Source organism: Micromonospora sp. SD12 (genome assembly GCF_052068495.1).
In the GTDB taxonomy this organism is placed as follows: Bacteria; Actinomycetota; Actinomycetes; order Mycobacteriales; family Micromonosporaceae; genus Micromonospora; species Micromonospora echinofusca.
In genome coordinates this window covers 213685-229657 of record NZ_JBQHDF010000005.1, presented here as the reverse complement: position 1 = coordinate 229657, position 15973 = coordinate 213685, and the positions used below count along the sequence as shown (strand labels likewise).

General features: G+C 71.0%; 15 protein-coding genes and 2 pseudogenes. 10 read left to right on the top strand and 7 right to left on the bottom strand.

What is annotated here, in order from left to right; translation table 11 throughout:
• Complete coding sequence (locus ACTMS2_RS13350) at positions 1-1929, top strand: fumarate reductase/succinate dehydrogenase flavoprotein subunit (protein ID WP_441175634.1); 1929 nt, start codon at positions 1-3, stop codon at positions 1927-1929.
• A 4-nt stretch (positions 1930-1933) separates the two neighbouring features.
• Complete coding sequence (locus tag ACTMS2_RS13345; RefSeq protein ID WP_441175633.1) at positions 1934-3031, top strand: succinate dehydrogenase/fumarate reductase iron-sulfur subunit; 1098 nt, start codon at positions 1934-1936, stop codon at positions 3029-3031.
• A gap of 77 nt (positions 3032-3108) precedes the next feature.
• Here ACTMS2_RS13345 and ACTMS2_RS13340 read toward each other — a convergent pair whose 3' ends face one another.
• Positions 3109-3546 (bottom strand): (deoxy)nucleoside triphosphate pyrophosphohydrolase, encoded by a 438-nt coding sequence (locus tag ACTMS2_RS13340; RefSeq protein ID WP_441175632.1) that lies wholly within the window; start codon positions 3544-3546, stop codon positions 3109-3111.
• A 183-nt stretch (positions 3547-3729) separates the two neighbouring features.
• Here ACTMS2_RS13340 and ACTMS2_RS13335 point away from each other — a divergent pair, with 183 nt between their 5' ends.
• Positions 3730-4035 carry a 4a-hydroxytetrahydrobiopterin dehydratase gene (locus ACTMS2_RS13335; RefSeq protein ID WP_441175631.1) on the top strand — a complete coding sequence of 102 codons (306 nt, stop codon included), beginning with the start codon at positions 3730-3732 and terminating at the stop codon, positions 4033-4035.
• 208 nt (positions 4036-4243) lie between these two features.
• The gene (locus ACTMS2_RS13330; protein ID WP_441175630.1) at positions 4244-4582 is read left to right on the top strand and encodes a hypothetical protein; all 339 of its coding nucleotides are present in this window, start codon (positions 4244-4246) and stop codon (positions 4580-4582) included.
• Positions 4583-4695: 113 nt separating this feature from the next.
• Here the strand turns inward: ACTMS2_RS13330 and ACTMS2_RS13325 are convergent, their stop codons facing one another.
• Entirely contained in the window at positions 4696-5088 is a 393-nt protein-coding gene (locus tag ACTMS2_RS13325) for a VOC family protein (protein WP_441175629.1), read from the bottom strand.
• On the bottom strand, positions 5085-5447 hold the full coding sequence (locus tag ACTMS2_RS13320; protein ID WP_441175628.1) for a DUF1801 domain-containing protein: 363 nt from the start codon (positions 5445-5447) through the stop codon (positions 5085-5087). Before ACTMS2_RS13320 ends, ACTMS2_RS13325 begins: the two co-directional genes overlap by 4 nt.
• A gap of 86 nt (positions 5448-5533) precedes the next feature.
• On the opposite strand from ACTMS2_RS13320, the gene ACTMS2_RS13315 reads away from it, so the two are divergent.
• From ACTMS2_RS13315 to ACTMS2_RS13300, 4 genes are all read left to right on the top strand, one after another.
• Positions 5534-6418, top strand: coding sequence for a LysR family transcriptional regulator (locus ACTMS2_RS13315; RefSeq protein WP_441175778.1), 885 nt, complete (start codon positions 5534-5536; stop codon positions 6416-6418).
• Positions 6419-6451: 33 nt separating this feature from the next.
• Positions 6452-7189 carry a class I SAM-dependent methyltransferase gene (locus ACTMS2_RS13310; protein WP_441175627.1) on the top strand — a complete coding sequence of 246 codons (738 nt, stop codon included), beginning with the start codon at positions 6452-6454 and terminating at the stop codon, positions 7187-7189.
• A 34-nt stretch (positions 7190-7223) separates the two neighbouring features.
• A complete protein-coding gene (locus ACTMS2_RS13305) occupies positions 7224-7586 on the top strand; it encodes a PH domain-containing protein (protein WP_088998502.1) in 363 nt (120 codons plus the stop codon).
• 249 nt (positions 7587-7835) lie between these two features.
• A complete protein-coding gene (locus ACTMS2_RS13300; protein WP_441175626.1) occupies positions 7836-8564 on the top strand; it encodes a class I SAM-dependent methyltransferase in 729 nt (242 codons plus the stop codon).
• Positions 8565-8720: 156 nt separating this feature from the next.
• Here the strand turns inward: ACTMS2_RS13300 and ACTMS2_RS13295 are convergent, their stop codons facing one another.
• The 3 genes and pseudogenes from ACTMS2_RS13295 to ACTMS2_RS13285 all read right to left on the bottom strand — a co-directional run.
• A complete protein-coding gene (locus ACTMS2_RS13295) occupies positions 8721-9962 on the bottom strand; it encodes an RNA polymerase sigma factor (RefSeq protein ID WP_441175625.1) in 1242 nt (413 codons plus the stop codon).
• On the bottom strand, positions 9955-10290 hold the full coding sequence (locus ACTMS2_RS13290; protein ID WP_441175777.1) for a YciI family protein: 336 nt from the start codon (positions 10288-10290) through the stop codon (positions 9955-9957). Before ACTMS2_RS13290 ends, ACTMS2_RS13295 begins: the two co-directional genes overlap by 8 nt.
• 105 nt (positions 10291-10395) lie before the next feature.
• Positions 10396-10603: pseudogene (locus ACTMS2_RS13285) on the bottom strand (hypothetical protein); the annotation flags it as partial.
• Positions 10604-10744: 141 nt separating this feature from the next.
• Between ACTMS2_RS13285 and ACTMS2_RS13280 the strand changes: the two are divergent.
• Both ACTMS2_RS13280 and ACTMS2_RS13275 read left to right on the top strand, forming a co-directional pair.
• Positions 10745-11032: pseudogene (locus tag ACTMS2_RS13280) on the top strand (hypothetical protein); the annotation flags it as partial.
• Complete coding sequence (locus ACTMS2_RS13275) at positions 10945-11193, top strand: hypothetical protein (protein ID WP_441175776.1); 249 nt, start codon at positions 10945-10947, stop codon at positions 11191-11193. The pseudogene ACTMS2_RS13280 and the gene ACTMS2_RS13275, both read left to right, overlap by 88 nt.
• A gap of 142 nt (positions 11194-11335) precedes the next feature.
• Here ACTMS2_RS13275 and ACTMS2_RS13270 read toward each other — a convergent pair whose 3' ends face one another.
• Complete coding sequence (locus ACTMS2_RS13270; protein ID WP_441175624.1) at positions 11336-15916, bottom strand: DUF5005 domain-containing protein; 4581 nt, start codon at positions 15914-15916, stop codon at positions 11336-11338.
• Between the last annotated feature and the right edge of the window lie 57 nt (positions 15917-15973).

Genomic DNA, 15973 nt, shown 5'->3' with positions numbered 1-15973 from the left:
ATGACGAACACAACGCGAATCGAACGACACCACTACGACGTCGTCGTGATCGGGGCCGGCGGCGCCGGCCTGCGCGCGGCGATCGAGGCCCGCCTCGCCGGCAAGAAGACCGCGATCATCTCCAAGTCGCTCTTCGGCAAGGCGCACACGGTGATGGCCGAGGGCGGCGCCGCCGCCGCGATGGGGAACGTGAACAGCCGGGACAACTGGCAGGTGCACTTCCGCGACACGATGCGCGGCGGCAAGTTCCTCAACAACTTCCGGATGGCCGAGCTGCACGCGAAGGAGTCGCCGCAGCGGATCTGGGAGCTGGAGACGTACGGTGCGCTCTTCGACCGCACCAAGGACGGGAAGATCTCGCAGCGCAACTTCGGCGGCCACGAGTACCCCCGCCTCGCGCACGTCGGCGACCGGACCGGCCTGGAGCTGATCCGTACCCTCCAGCAGAAGATCGTGTCGCTCCAGCAGGAGGACAAGCGCGACCACGGCTCGTACGACGCCCGGATCAAGGTCTTCGCCGAGACCACGATCACCGAGCTGCTGCTCGACGGCGACCGGGTCGCCGGCGCGTTCGGCTACTACCGGGAGTCCGGCGAGTTCGTCCTGTTCGAGGCGCCGGCGGTGGTGCTGGCGACCGGCGGCGTCGGCCGCTCCTACAAGGTCACCTCGAACTCCTGGGAGTACACGGGCGACGGGCACGCGCTCGCCCTGCGCGCCGGCGCCACGCTGATCAACATGGAGTTCCTCCAGTTCCACCCGACCGGCATGGTCTGGCCGCCGTCGGTGAAGGGCATCCTCGTCACCGAGTCGGTACGCGGCGACGGCGGCGTGCTGAAGAACTCCGACGGCAAGCGGTTCATGTTCGACTACGTCCCCGACGTCTTCCGCAAGCAGTACGCGGAGACCGAGGAGGAGGCGGACCGCTGGTACACGGACCCGGACAACAACCGGCGTCCGCCGGAGCTGCTGCCGCGCGACGAGGTGGCCCGGGCGATCAACAGCGAGGTGAAGGCCGGGCGGGGCACGCCGGCGGGCGGCGTCTACCTGGACATCGCCTCCCGGAAGCCGGCGGAGGAGATCCGCCGCCGCCTGCCGTCGATGTACCACCAGTTCAAGGAGCTGGCCGACGTCGACATCACGAAGGAGCCGATGGAGGTCGGGCCCACCTGTCACTACGTGATGGGCGGCGTCGAGGTCGACCCGGACAGCGGGGCCGCGTTCGGCCACGTGCGGGGGCTCTTCGCCGCCGGCGAGGTGTCCGGCGGCATGCACGGCTCCAACCGGCTCGGCGGCAACTCCCTGTCCGACCTGCTGGTGTTCGGCAAGCGCGCGGGCGGCCACGCCGCCTCGTACGCCGACAGCCTCCCCGCGCGCCCGAAGGTGGGCGTCGCCGCCGTGGAGGCCGCGGTGGAGACGGCCCTGGCGCCGTTGCAGCGGGACACCGGCGAGAGCCCGTACACCCTCCAGCAGGACCTCCAGGCGGTGATGGGGGATCTCGTCGGCATCATCCGCCGCGAGAGTGAGCTTGCGGACGCGCTGGTACGGCTGGCGGAGCTGCGGGAGCGGGTGGCGAAGGTCAGCGCGAGCGGCGGCCGGCGCTACAACCCGGGCTGGCACCTGGCGCTCGACCTGCGCAACATGCTGGTCGTCTCGGAGTGCACCGCGAAGGCGGCGCTGGAGCGGCGGGAGTCGCGCGGCGGCCACACCCGGGAGGACCACCCGGCGATGGACCCGTCGTGGCGCCGGGTCAACCTGGTCTGCTCACTCGACGGCGACACGGTGCGCCTGGAGCGCAAGCCGCTGCCGAGGATGCGCACGGAGCTGATCGGCCTCTTCGACCGCGCGGAGCTGGCCAAGTACCTCACGGACGAGGAACTCGCCGAGTTCGACGCCCAGGTCGCCGACGTCGAGACCGAGAAGGAGCGCTGACGTAATGGGTAACCAGAACCCCCAGGGGCCCGGGAAGTCGGGCGCGAAGCGCCAGTTCCGCATCTGGCGCGGCGACGAGAGCGGCGGCGACCTCCAGGACTACACGGTGGAGGTGAACGAGGGCGAGGTCGTCCTCGACGTCATCCACCGGCTTCAGGCAACCGACGCCCCCGACCTGGCCTGCCGCTGGAACTGCAAGGCCGGCAAGTGCGGCTCCTGCTCGATGGAGATCAACGGCAAGCCGCGGCTGAGCTGCATGACCCGGATGTCCACCTTCACGGAGGACGAGACGGTCACTGTCACCCCGCTGCGCACCTTCCCGGTGATCCGGGACCTGGTCACCGACGTCTCGTTCAACTACGAGAAGGCACGGGAGACGCCGGCGTTCGCGCCGCCGGCCGACGTGGCGCCCGGCGACTACCGGATGCAGCAGGTCGACGTGGAACGCTCGCAGGAGTTCCGCAAGTGCATCGAGTGCTTCCTGTGCCAGAACGTCTGCCACGTGATCCGGGACCACGAGGAGAACAAGCAGGCGTTCTCCGGGCCGCGGTACTTCATCCGGGCCGCCGAGCTGGACATGCACCCCCTGGACGCCAAGAGCGACCGCAAGGAGTACGCGCAGGCCGAGCAGGGCCTCGGGTTCTGCAACATCACCAAGTGCTGCACCGAGGTCTGCCCGGAGCACATCAAGATCACGGACAACGGGATCATCCCCATGAAGGAGCGGGTCGTCGACCGCAGGTACGATCCCCTCGTGTGGCTTGGTAGCAAGATCTTCCGGAGGGGTCAGGTGCCTCAGACCAGCGTGACCAGCGAGCACGTCAGCGGTGCGGTGCGCGGCAGCGCGGCGCACGGGGGCGTGCACTCGCACGCGGGCGGCTCCCACGACCCGCGGGCCGAGGTGCAGGCGCAGCGCGGCGTCAACTGGGACCGCGAGGTGCCGAGGCCGACCGCCCCGGCCGTCGACGACCACGGCAAGCTGCCGCTGACGGAGCTCACCTTCGACCGGGCGGCGGCGCCGTCGCCGTTCGGGGACGACGTGACCTTCCCGCTGCCTCCGGAGCACCTGAACTTCGCCCACCCGGAGCAGGACAAGCACTGAGTGTGCCTGGTGAAGACGGGGGCCGCGGCTTGTGCCGCCGGCCCCCGTCCCCTTTCGACCCGGCTGTCCGCTTCCGCTCAGGTTGACAGCATCGGCCTGAGGGCGGCGACGATGGGCGCATCGGCGGGCAGCCAGGTGACGCTGTCCAGCTCGTCGGCGGAGAGCCAGCGCAGCGCCGAATGCTCCAGGGCCTTGGGCTCGTCGCCGTGCAGCAGGCGGGCCGCGTACACCTTGAGCACCGAGCGGCCGTGGGCCATCCGGACGTTGCGGCCCACGCGGTCGCCGATCTCCACGCGGACGGCCAACTCCTCGGCGCACTCGCGGGCGAGCGCGGCGGTCTCGCTCTCGCCGGGCTCGACCTTGCCGCCGGGGAACTCCCACATGCCCGCCACCTCGGGCGGGGCGGAGCGGGCGCAGGCGAGCACCCGGCCGTCCCTGATGATCGCCGCCCCGACGATCACCCTGAGGTCCCGTCGCTCGGCCTGCCCGCCGCCATTAGCCCGTTCGGTCCGCACGGGCGTCCAGCGTGCCAGATCAATAGGCGGTTTGGGTACCGTGGCCGACCGTCAGGGCAGGAGAACCCGGAAGTGTGGGCGTGGACACACCCAGCATGCGAGGACAGACTAGAAGGCACCGACAAGACACGGGACGGCGACGATTTGGCCACAAGCCGGCAACGGCGCCTGGGAGGTGCGGTGATGCGCGCGCTGTTCAGCAGTCGATCCAAGCACGACTACCTCAGCGACGCTCTCACCCTCCTCACCGGCTGGATCCGCGAGGGTGAGCAGATCCGACGCACCCTGACCCTCGACGAGACCCAGCACGCGGCGCTCACCGAGCGCGTGAAGGTCGTCGCGGACGCGCTGCACCAGCGGCCGGAGATCAGCCGCCGGGCCGACCAGACCCAGATCCGGGTCGGGCACGGCGACGCGCCGCTGACCGAGGGCGAGGTCCTCCTGGCCGCCCGCATCGAGGACGCCTACCGGGCCGTCACCCAGCCCTGACCCCCTCCCCGACCGTCGCCGCCAAGGGGCCCCGCCGTACGCGGTGCCCCTTTTCCGCCCAATCCTCGTGGCGACCGGGTGCGGCGGAGAAAGAGGCTGGTAAGGCTGATGTTTCCCTGAAAGGCGCGTGGGTATCAATTCGGTGCGGGAATCAGACAACAGACCCGTAACGGACTGAACTTATGATAACGCACTTTTGGGAGCTGACATGACCACCCCCATCGCGAACCGCGCGACCGACCGGCTGACCGACCACGACGGCCACCAGGTGGAACACCACGACGTACGGCACGCGCAGCGGCACGGCGACGAGACCAAGCCGTCGTGGAAGACCACCGAGCTGGCGGTCTACGTGCTCTCCGTGATCGGGGTGCTGATCGCCTCGAACGCCGTCGGCGACGGTGCCGCCAACGACGGTGGCGACTACTTCGCGGCCGACAAGGCCTGGTGGTACATCACCCTGCTGACCATCGGTTACCTGGTCAGCCGGGGCCTGGCCAAGTCCGGCAGCCGCAGCCGCGACAACGACCCGCGCACCAGCCGGTAGTCCCGCACCGCGCCCCGAAGCCCCGCCGACCGCATCCCTCGATGCGCGGCGGGGCTTCGCGCGTATGGCCGCGGGCCGGGACGCGGGCCGCCGGGTTCCGTGCCGCCTACCGCTCACGCATCGTCTCGGGGGTAACAGCGCAGCTCGACGACGTTGCCGTCCGGGTCGCGGACGTAGAGCGAGGTGGCGTCGCCGCGCGCCCCGAACCGGCCCACCGGGCCCTCGATCACCGCGAAGGCACCCGAGGCGACCACCTGCGCCCAGTCCAGCGGCTCCACCACCAGGCAGAAGTGGTCGACGTTGGTTCCGTGCCGGTCGCGGCGCACGAGGTCGATGATGGTCCCCGCGTCGACCCGTACCGAGGGGAACGGGACCGCGCCGGCCCGCCACCGGTCGACCCGCACCGGCGCCAGGCCGAGCTGCCCGCAGTAGAAGTCCAACGCGCGCTCGACGTCGGTCACGTTGAGCACGAGGTGGTCGAAGCCCGCGACCCGCACCGCGCTCACCTCGCCTCCAGGGCGTGGGCCTGGCGCAGCCAGTCGGTGAACAGGGCGGGGTCGACGTCGGCGAGCGTCCGCAGCTTCACGGCGGCCATCCGCCGGGCCCCGGGAACGAGCCGCCCCGAGGGGTCGGTGACGTCGGCGCCGCGCCACAGCCCGAAGGTGACGTACGCGGCGTACGCCTTCACCAGGCAGACGGGGTGCCGGCCCGGACGGTCGCCGAGACCCCAGACCGGGTGTCCGTGCCACATCGCGCCCGTCGCGCCCGGCAGGGCCGCCTCGATGACGGGGCGGAGCTTCTCGCCGACCTCCCGCAACGGGGTGTCGAGGGCGGCCAGGTAGTCGGTGACTGTCGTGGTTTCCATGCCCCTCACGATCCGCTGGCGGGCGGGGCCGACCAAGACGCGATCGCACTACCATCGTTGAGCCGGATTCAACGATGGGGCGGGACGTGCTGGAACGACACGAGCTGGAGACCTTCCTGACCCTCGCCGAGGAGCTGCACTTCGGCCGGACGGCGGCGCGGCTGCGGGTGACCACCGGGCGGATCAGCCACGTGGTGAAGAAGCTGGAACGCCGCGTCGGCGCCCCGCTGTTCGCCCGCACCAGCCGCGTCGTGCAGCTCACCCCGATCGGCCGGCAGCTCGCCGCCGACCTGGTGCCGCTGGTGGCCGGCATCGACGACGCGGTACGCCGGGCCGTCGAGGCCGGGCGGGGCGTGACCGGCCGGCTGCGGGTCGCCTTCCTCGGCGAGTGGACCGCGCCCACGCTGCTCAAGGCCGTCGCCCTCTTCTCGCAGCGCCACCCCGAGTGCCAGGTCGAGGTACGGGAGGCGCAGCTCTTCAACTCCCGGCAGAGCCTGCTCGACGGCTCCGTCGACGTCCTGATGGCCGCGTACCCCTTCGACGGGATGGCCTGCGGGCCGGCGCTGCTGGAGGAGCGGCGGTTGCTCGCGGTGGCCGCCGGGCACCCGCTCGCCCGGGAGGAGTCCGTCCGCCTGGAGACGCTCGGCGACCACCCGGTGGTGCAGTACCCGGCCGTGACCTCGGCGGAGTTCAAGCGTGACCGCACCCCCGGGCGCACCCCGTCGGGCCGGCCGGTGCCGAAGGGGCCGGCCGGCAACACGTTCTCGGAGATGCTGACGCTGGTCGCGATGGGGCGGGGGGTGCTGCCGGTCGGCGAGCACACCCGCCGCTACTACCCGCGCCCCGACGTGGCGTACGTGCCGATCCGCGACGCGCCACCGATCCGGCGGGGCCTCATCTGGCGGGAGAGCAACGCCACGGCCCGCGTCCACGAGTTCGTCCGCGCCGCGACCGACGCGAACGCGGCCTGACGGATGCCGGCCCGGGTGGCATGATCGGCGCCGATGAGGCACGGGGAGTTCCGCCATCCACGGCTGGTCGCGGTCTACGACGCCGAGTGCTCCTGGGGGCGTGACGACGACTGGTTCCTCGCCGTCGTCGGCGGGACGCCCGCCGCACGGGTCCTCGACCTGGGCTGCGGCACGGGCCGGCTCACCCTCGCGCTGGCCGCGGCCGGCCACACCGTCGCCGGCGTCGACCCGGCCGGCGCGTCGCTGGACGCCGCCCGCGCCAAGCCGGGCGCCGAGCGGGTGACGTGGATCGAGGGCACCTCGGCCGTACTGGCCGACCGGGTGTTCGACGTGGCGGTGCTGACCAGCCACGTCGCGCAGTTTTTCGTGGCCGACGACGAGTGGGCGCGTACGCTCGCCGACCTGGCGCGGGCGCTGGTGCCCGGCGGCCTGCTGGCGTTCGACACGCGCGACCCGGCGGACCGACGGTGGGAACGCTGGAACCCGGTCGAATCGCGGCGGCGCGTCGTGCTGCCCGGCGGCGAGGTGGTCCGGGCGTGGACTCGGGCGCACGCGGCGGCCGGCGGCCGGGTCGACCTCACCCACCACTACCGCTTCGGCGACGGCGAGGAACTGCTCAGCTCGGCCACCCTGCGCTTCCGCACCGAGCAGGAGTTGCGCGGCTCGCTGCGGGCGGCCGGGTTCGCCGTGCAGCGGATCGACGGCGGCTGGGGCGGGGAGCCGGTGGGCCGGGGCGACGGCGAGTTCCTCGTCCTGGCCCAGCGGCAGTGATCTTCGGCTGGCGGGCCCGACCTACCGTGGGGGCATGGCGAACGCGACGTACGACCGCAAGGAGCAGTTCCAGCAGATCCAGAGCGGCCTGCTCCACGGAGAACAGATCATCGCCGTCTACGACGCCGTCGGCACCGGCACCGGCTTCATCGGCCTGACCGACCGGCGCGTCATCATCCAGGACCGCTCCTTCGTCGGCAAGCGGTACGCCATCACCAGCATCCCGTACTCGAAGATCACCAGCGTCAGCGTGGTCAGCAACAAGTCGTGGGGTGGCTCGTTCTTCTCCACCGGCGCCATCGCGATCCACGTCGGTACGCACACCTACGAGGTGGAGTTCCGGGGCGCCGACAAGAGCCACCACGTGCACAACGTGATCCTGCACCACATCAGCTGAGCCGGTCGGCGGGGCACCTCGGCCCGGAGCGCGGCGCGGGGCGGCGTCCACGAGTGGCGGTAAAGCGGTTGCCGGCGCGCTGCGGGGGCGGTTGGGTGGGGTCAGGCCGAGTGAAGGGAGACGACGATGTCCGATGCGTCGAGGTCCGCCCAGGCAGGAACCCCCGACCAACCGGAATCGAGGCTTCGTGAACACCCGCACTCCGGCGCCGCAGGGCGCCACTGACCGCGTCACCCGGGGAGGCCGATGATGTCGGTCTTCGACGATCCCGGCCTCTTCGGCCGGCTGTGGGCCGACACCTACGACGGTCCCGGCAACCCGGACCCGGCTCCGGCCGTCGACTTCCTCGCCGATCTGGCCGACGGCGGCCCGGTCCTGGAACTCGCCATCGGCACCGGCCGGGTCGCGCTGCCGCTCGCCGGGCGGGGCGTCGCCGTCGAGGGCGTCGAGGCGTCACCCGAGATGGTGGCGAAGCTGCGCGCCAAGCCCGGCGGCGACATCCCGGTCGTCATCGGCGACATGGCCGACGTGCCGGTCACCGGCCCGTACCGGCTGGCGTACCTGGTGTTCAACACCCTGTTCAACCTGGTCGACGCCGAGCGGCAGGCGGACTGCTTCCGCAACGTCGCCCGGGTGCTCGCGCCGGGCGGCGCGTTCGTCATCGAGACGTTCGTGCCGGACCCGGCCGACTTCGACCGGGACGAGCAGGTCCAGATGCGGGCGGTGACCGAGGACTCGGCCACCATCCGTGTGCACCAGTACGACCGGGCGGCGCAGACGTTCGTCCGGCAGACCATCACGTTCGACCGGGACGGCGTCCACCTGCGTCCCTTCGCGATGCGCTACCTGTGGCCGGAGCAGGTCGACGAGCTGGCGGAGCGGGCCGGTCTCCGGCTCGCCGAGCGGTACGCCGACTGGCACCGGTCGCCCTTCGGGGCGGACAGCGCCTCGCACGTCTCGGTGTACCGCAAGGGGTAGGCACACCGGGACGCAGCACCCGCACAGGGAGGGAGCGACCGATCCGACCCGGGACGGCCGCTCCCTCCCCGGGACAGCCCGGCCCGCCCGTCTGGCCACCGGGTCAGGGGCCAGGCTCCGCCGGGCCGGTACCCGGTTTCCCTGGTCGGTGTCGGGTCAGCGGCCGGGCAGCAGGGTCGCCGCGCGTTCCAGGAGGGCGCGCCGGGCGGCACCGGAGTGCGCCTCGGCCGCCCGGCGGAACAGCTCTGCGGCCCGGTGACGATCGCCCTGCCGGGCGGTCAGCTCCGCCTCGGCGGCGACGGCGAGCGGATAGCCGTCCAGCGCCCCGCCGGCCCGGGCGGCCGCCAGCAGCGCCAGCCCTGCCGCCGGCCCGTGGGCGTAGCCGTGGGCGACGGCACGGTTCAGCTCCACCACCGGCGACGGCTGCCGCCGGACGAGCCGGTCGTACGCCTCGGCGATCCCCGCCCAGTCGGTGGCCTCGGCGGACGCGGCGGTGGCGTGGCACGCGGCGATCCGGGCCTGGAGGGCGTACGGGCCGTCCGCCGCGACCCGCGCGAGCACGCCGACGCCCTCGGCGATCGCGTCGTGGTCCCAGCGGGCGCGGTCCTGCTGGTCGAGAGTGAGCAGGTTGCCGTCGGGGTCGCGGCGGGCGTCCCGCCGTGAGTGCTGGAGCAGGAAGAGCGCCAGCAGGGCGGCCACCTCCGACTGCCCCGGCATCAGCCGGTCGAGCAGCCGGGCCAGCCGGATCGCCTCGTCGGCGAAGGCGGGCTCGCCGTCGGCGTCGTAACCCCTCGTGAAGAGCAGGTACAGCACGGCGAGGACGCCCGGGAGCCGCTCGGCGAGCATCGGGCCGGTCGGCACCCGGTACGGGATGCCGGCGGCGGCGATCTTCGCCCTGGCCCGGGTGAGCCGCCGGGTCATGGTCGACTCGGTGACCAGGAAGGCCCGCGCGATGTCGGCGGTCGGCACCCCGCAGACCGTACGCAGCGTCAGGGCGACCCGCGCCTCCGGCGACAGGGCCGGGTGGCAGCAGGTGAAGACGAGCCGCAACCGGTCGTCCACGATCTCCCCCGCCCCCGCCCCCGCCCCGGGTTCCGCTTCGGTCAGCGTCAGCACGGCCAGCTCACGCAGCTTGCGTCGCTCGACCGAGGCCCGCCGGAGCACGTCGATCGCCCGGTTGCGGGCCACCGTCATCAGCCAGCCGCCCGGGTTGGCGGGCACGCCTTCGGCCGGCCACCGGGTCAGCGCGAGCGCCGACGCCTCCTGGGCGCAGTCCTCGGCCAGGGTCCAGTCGCCGGTCACCCGGATCAGCGTGGCGACGATCCGGGCGTACGACCCGGTGCTCGCGGTGGCGACGGCTGCCGCCACCGCGAGCGGGTCGGCGGGGCCGTCAGCCATCCAGACTGACGACCGGGCGCAGTTCGAGCCGCCCCTCGCGGGCCATCGGGTGGGCGCGCGCCACCTCGATCGCCTCGTCCAGGTCGGCGCACTCCAACAGGTCGAAGCCCACGATCACCTCCTTGGTCTCGGCGAACGGACCGTCGGTGACCAGCAGCTCCCCGTTGCGGACGCGGACCGTGGTGGCCGCCGTCGTCTCCGCGAGGGCGTCGCCCGTCAGCCGCCGGCCCCGGGCGTCGTTCTCCTCGACCCATGCCTCGATGTCCGGCCAGTCGGCCCGGTCGGTGTCCGGCTCGCTGTCGGTGCAGACGAACATCAGGTACTTCATGCCGCTCCTCGGTGTCGGGTTGTCACCAGGGTGACGAACGGGCGGCCCGGTTCCGGACAACCCGCGTCCGGCGATCCCAGAATCTCGCCCGACGGCGGGTGCAGGGCCCTCGTGGCCGGTCCGCAGCAGGCAGCGCCGGCCCTCGGCCAGCAGCGTGTCACAGAAGACCCGGTGCCGCAGGTGCTGCGCTTCCTCGGCGGAGACCGTGGTCTCGCCGGGGTCGGTCTGCGCGAGCACGCTCGCCCACCGCGCCACCACCCGAGCCAGGCGTACGGCGGAGAGCAGGGTCTCTCGTGACCACGGGCAGGTGGATGACGAACGCTCCCGGGCGGCTCTCATCGGCAGTGACCTCGGACGGACGGGCACATGACGCACACGGCCGGCTGACCCGCAGTCGACACCGGCGGCATGTCCCGCCTCGCCCGCGAGTGGGACAGCATGGCTGTCAACGTACGTGTTTGACGCACGTGGTGTTCCACTCGCCGCGTCGGGCGACGAGGGCGACGAGCGGCAGCCGGGTACGCGCCGTCGCCACGTGACGGCAAGGTCTACCCGTCCTGAGCCCTCGTCGACTGCTGTGGGTGGCGGGCGGGTCATCGCCCTCGGGAGCTACGGTTTCGTGGCCGCCTTCAGCCCAACCCGACCTTCGGCCGGATCCTGGCCGCCTACGGCGGCGTCTTCGTCGCCGGCTCCCTGGCGTATGGCATGGGCGTCGAAAAAAATCCGCCCCGACCGCTACAACGTCGTCGGCGCGGCCAGTTGCCTGGTCGGGGTCGCCATCATCATGCACGCCCCGCGCGGAGGCTGACCGGCGGCGCTAGCGTGCCGTGCGCCCGCCGGCTCGCGCCGAGAAACCCCTGGACGCGGGCCTCACGCACCTGGCACGGTGCCTCCCGAGACTGAGGCCGACCCATCGGCACCGGGACGGCTTCCGCCGCGACCGCCACTGAGCGCCGCCTTCCCGACGCGGGGACGCACGCGGCCGACGTGACATCGCCTGTCACGTCGGCCGCGCTCGCCGGGCTGGGTCAGGGCCGCCGCCCGGTCAGCACCTCGATGCGCCGTACTTGACCTTGTAGCCGCCCCAGTAGAGGTTTGCCCCCTCCTCGAAACGCATGTGATCGTTGAAGTAATCCCACAGGAAGGCCTCCCAATCGCTGTACTTTGACCATTGAACGGAGTGGATCTGCTCGTGCCAGAGGAGGTCCGGGCCCTCGTTGTTCGCGGTCGCCGCCCCGTACATCCGCCGCAGGATCAACCGCTGCCGGACCTCGCACACCAACTCCTCTTCCAGCCGCTGCGGGCCGCCTTTCGCGTAGAAGAAGAAGTCACCCACCGTCACCGGGTTGGTCTGGCCGGCGTACATGATCGGCGTCATGCCGAAGCAGATGGTCTGGAACCAGTCCCCCTGGCATGAAGTGCTGTGGGCCAGCGAGAATATGCCAGCCCAGTCGTTGCTGCCGTTATCCTGATTCCCTCGCCGCCGGACGCCACTGTTGTACGGCACCACCCGATATGGGATGGCCTCCACCGTGGAACTCGACGACACCTCACCGGAAATGTTCACCGCCGAGACCTTGAACTCGTAGGCTTTCAGCTCGCGCAGGAAATCGTAAATGATTACTTTGGTTTCGGCGATCGGGCTCCGGTACTTCGACCAACTGGTCTGCCCATCGCTGAGGTTTCGGTAATGGACCTGGTAAAACGTGTCGAGCTTCGAGTTCCCGCCATCTCCCCAGGTGAACGTGACCCGGTTGACGTCACCCCAGGCCAACAGCCCGCCGGGCGCCTTCGGCATCGGGGGCATCGGACGGGCGCTCACCGTGTTCGAGAATCCGCTCGAACCCGTGATGTTCGACGCCAGGACCTTCCACTCGTACGTGTGCCCGTTGATCAGCAGGGCCCCGTTGAAGGTGCAGCAGCTCACGCCGAGCGGCAACTTCTGCCACGACTGCCCCGTCGTCACGTCCCGCTGGTAGATCGAGTAGGAGACGTTCGACGGCGTGCTGGCCGTCCACTTAAGGGTGACGCCGTTGCTCTTCGGAGTAGCGGTGAGACCGGAGGGGGCCGACGGCAGGGGTGGCATCGGACGCCCACTGACGGTGTTCGAGAATCCGCTCGAACCGGTCATGTTCGTCGCGCTCACCTTCCACTCGTACGTGTGCCCATTCGTGAGAAGGCCACCGTTGAACGAGCAACAGCCCACCGCGTACGGCAGCTTGCGCCAGGACTGTCCGGCCGTCACGTCCCGCTGGTAGACGTCGTACGAGACGTTCGGGCTCGGGCTGGCCGTCCAGGTCAGCCGGACCGTTCCGTCACCCACCGTCCGGGCCAGGTTCGAGGGGCTGCCCGGCAGTGGCGGCATCGGGCGGCCACTAACCACGTTCGAGGCGGCGCTGGAACCGTGGACGTTGGTGGCGACCACTCTCCACTCGTAGGTGTGCCCGTTGGTGAGCAGCGAGCCGCTGAACGCGCAGCAGGTCGTCACCGGGTAGGGCAGCTTCTGCCAGGACTGCCCGGCCGTCACGTCCCGCTGGTAGACGTCGTACGAGACGCCGGAGGTGGCGCTCGCCGTCCAGGTCAGGCGCACCGTGGCGTTGCCCACGTCCGCGCTCAGGTTGGCGGGACGGGCGGGAAGCCCACCCAGGGCGGTGACGCGTACCGCGGCCGACGTGGCTCCTTCCCCGCCCTGGTTGGACGCGCTCACCTTGAACTCGTATTGGTGGCCGTTGGCCAGGAGGCCGGCGCTGAACGCGCTGTCGGTCAGCGGGAGCGGCAGCTTCTGAAAGGACGTCTGGCCCGCGGTCACGTCACGCTGGTAGATCCAATAGTCGATGTTGGGACCGACCGGATCCCAGTCCAGATCCACGCTGCCGTCACCAGCCGCCCTCGCGCGCAGGTTCTGCGGGGCCGGCGGCGGCGAGTAGTTGCTGGTCGCCTGGACGATGTCGCTCGCCGGGCCGTCGGTGCCGTTGTTGGCGACGACCTTGTAGGCGTACACGTGGCGGTGTACCAGCAACGAGTCCGTCATGGCGCAGCAGGTCGTCACCGGCAGCGGAAGTTTGGTGAAGCTGCCGCCGGCGGTGACGTCACGCCGGTAGACGTCGTACCAGTAGTTGCCCGTCGGCCCGGTCCACTGCAGCCGGATCGAGCCGTTGGACTGTGGCGTCGCCGTCAGGCCGGTCACCTTGGCCGGCGTCGGCGCCCGCGGGGTGACCTGGATGGCGGTGGACGCCGCGCCCGTGCCCCCCTGGTTGCTCGCGGCCACCTTGAACTCGTAGGTCTCGTTGTTGGTGAGGAACTCCGGCGTCATGGTGCAGCACTCGGTGATCGGCAGGGGGAGTTCGGTGAACTCCCCCTCCCCGGTCGTGACGTTGCGTTGGTAGATGTGGTAGAAGACGTTGTCGCTCGGCGCGTCCCAGACGAGGGTGACCTTCCCATCTCCCACGGTTGCCCGGAGGTTCGTCGGGGCAGCCGGCGGCGCCATCGTCGACGTGGCCTGTACCACGCCGCTGGCCGGCCCCTCGCCTCCCCGGTTGGTGGCGCTGACCTTCCACTCGTAGGTGTGCCCGTGGTGCAGAAAATCGGCGGTTATCGCGGTGCCCTCGACGGGGAGGGGCAACTGCGTGAAGGCCGCCTCGCCGGCCGTCACGTCCCGCTGATAGACCATGTACCACAGCAGAGGGGCCGGCGCCGTCCATGCCAGGGCAACGCTGCCGTCGCTGCGGGGGGTGGCGGTCAGGCCGGTCGGCGCGGGCGGGAGCGCGTACCGTGCGGTCGCCGTGGCGATCGCCGACCGGGGTGACTCGCCACCACCGTTCCTGGTGACCAGGGCGAACTCGTACAGGTGACCGTGCTCGAGGTTCTCCCGCCGGACCTGGGTGTCGGTGCTGCCGGGTCGGAGGGCGAGGTTGAACTCACTGTCACCCGCGGTGAGATCACGCTCGAGCAGGTCGTAGCCCCAGGCGTCAGGCACCTGATCCCACGAGACGGTGATGCTGCCGGCGTCGTCGGCGACCGCCGTGACGGATGCCGGGGCCGGCGGCGGGGCGATCCGGGGCACCGCGGTCACCGTGGTCGACGGCGTGCCCTCGCCTGCCGTGTTGACGGCACTGACCCGGAATTCGTAGGTGTGCCCGGAGTACAGGAAGCCGATCTTCGCGGACGTCCCTGTGGCGACCGCGCTCTCCCGGCTGAAGTGCGTCTGGCCGGTTGTCACGTCACGCCGGTGCAACCGGTAGCCGGTGGCGCCGGCGACCGCCTGCCACGCGAGTGTGACGTCGCCCTTGTCGTCCGGGGTCGCGGTGACCGCCTGCGGTACTCCGGGGAGCGCCGCCGGGTCGGGGACCGGCCGAGGCCAGGCGAGCTCGATGAACCGGGGACGGTACAGCCGGGCGTCGCTGAGGTTGTCGGCGTTGTCGAGGCTGTTGACGTTGTAGGAGAACAGCAGCTTGCCGCTGGTGGTGAGCTCGGGATGGACACGGGCGTCGTAGACGATCTTCGGAGTGCCCGGTACGGCCTCGGGCGCGTCGAACAGGGGCGTCGGCCCGGTGAACGGACCAGTCGGCGAGTCGGCGGTGTAGGTCACGAACTGCGGGTTGAAGACCAGGTTGTTGTCCTGTGTGAGCAGGACGTACTTGTCTCCCGACCGGAAGACGCCATAGGTCGTGCCGACGCCGCTGAGCAGCCGTGCGGCCGAGGATTCCGTGCTCGACCAGGCGCTGCCCGTCCAGTACTGCCATGCGCCGCCGAAGCCTCCTGCGGGTGCGCGGGCGACGTGTCCGAAGCGCATGCCGCCATCACCGGCTGACGTGCCGTAGATGTAGGTGTATCCGCTGTCCTCCAGGATCGCCGAGCCCCAGCCGACCGAGTCACCGACGGGCAGATCCACGACGGATGAGACTGTGAGTCCCGGCAGGGCGAAGGTCACCAGTGAGGTTCCCTTGAGGATGAAGTCGAGATTGTCGTCGCTCCCACCGCGCTGCATGCGGTTGTAGAGCACCTTGAGGGCACCGCCCTCGACGACGCCGTCCGCCGCCCAGAAGTACTGGTCGGCCTGGGTTGGGACGACCAGGGCGGACGGTGCCGACGCTGAGCCACCGTGGCGGGTGGACACCAGGCTCGTGTTCTCCTGCACGACGAGGGTGTTGTTCACCATCGGCGTGCCGGCCGGACGGGTGCCGTCCGCGTTGACCGTGCCCAGGTACGTGTCCGAGAAGAGCCACGCGACCCGCCCGTCGGGTAGGGCCACGGAGGCGGTGTTGTCACCTCCCGTCCAGTGCCCGCCCTGATCGCCGTACGTCTGGAACATCGTGTTGAGCGCCGTCGCCGACATTCCCCCGGCCGGTACCGCAGCCGCGGGCGTGGGAGCAAGAGCGAGGGTGATTGCGAGAGCCACGGGCAGCCCGCCGGCGAGCCGCCGCAGCGACCTGGTCGGTCTGGAAGATGTGCGCATCAAGCGACCTCTTGAAGGAGAGCAGGGGAGGGGGAGGTAAGCAGCGGATCGATGATCACCGCTGAGGCGGGACAGTATCAGCGGCGGCCTTACTCGGCTGCCCCCGTGCGCGCCGTGGCGGAAGGAACAAGGCCGTGGCGCAAGGTGCAAGAAGGACTCCGAACGGAGCACAAACCTCCGCTCCTGCAGCGGCAGCCGCCGGGCACCACGGATAGGCGGCGGGGCTAT

What these genes read in the sequence shown, in the direction of transcription:
- ACTMS2_RS13350 (WP_441175634.1), top strand. Translation starts at nt 1, where the DNA reads ATGACGAACACAACGCGAATCGAACGACACCACTACGACGTCGTCGTG.
- ACTMS2_RS13345 (WP_441175633.1), top strand. Translation starts at nt 1,934, where the DNA reads ATGGGTAACCAGAACCCCCAGGGGCCCGGGAAGTCGGGCGCGAAGCGC.
- ACTMS2_RS13335 (WP_441175631.1), top strand. Translation starts at nt 3,730, where the DNA reads ATGCGCGCGCTGTTCAGCAGTCGATCCAAGCACGACTACCTCAGCGAC.
- ACTMS2_RS13330 (WP_441175630.1), top strand. Translation starts at nt 4,244, where the DNA reads ATGACCACCCCCATCGCGAACCGCGCGACCGACCGGCTGACCGACCAC.
- ACTMS2_RS13320 (WP_441175628.1), bottom strand. Translation starts at nt 5,447, where the DNA reads ATGGAAACCACGACAGTCACCGACTACCTGGCCGCCCTCGACACCCCG.
- ACTMS2_RS13310 (WP_441175627.1), top strand. Translation starts at nt 6,452, where the DNA reads ATGAGGCACGGGGAGTTCCGCCATCCACGGCTGGTCGCGGTCTACGAC.
- ACTMS2_RS13305 (WP_088998502.1), top strand. Translation starts at nt 7,224, where the DNA reads ATGGCGAACGCGACGTACGACCGCAAGGAGCAGTTCCAGCAGATCCAG.
- ACTMS2_RS13300 (WP_441175626.1), top strand. Translation starts at nt 7,836, where the DNA reads ATGTCGGTCTTCGACGATCCCGGCCTCTTCGGCCGGCTGTGGGCCGAC.
- ACTMS2_RS13295 (WP_441175625.1), bottom strand. Translation starts at nt 9,962, where the DNA reads ATGGCTGACGGCCCCGCCGACCCGCTCGCGGTGGCGGCAGCCGTCGCC.
- ACTMS2_RS13290 (WP_441175777.1), bottom strand. Translation starts at nt 10,290, where the DNA reads ATGAAGTACCTGATGTTCGTCTGCACCGACAGCGAGCCGGACACCGAC.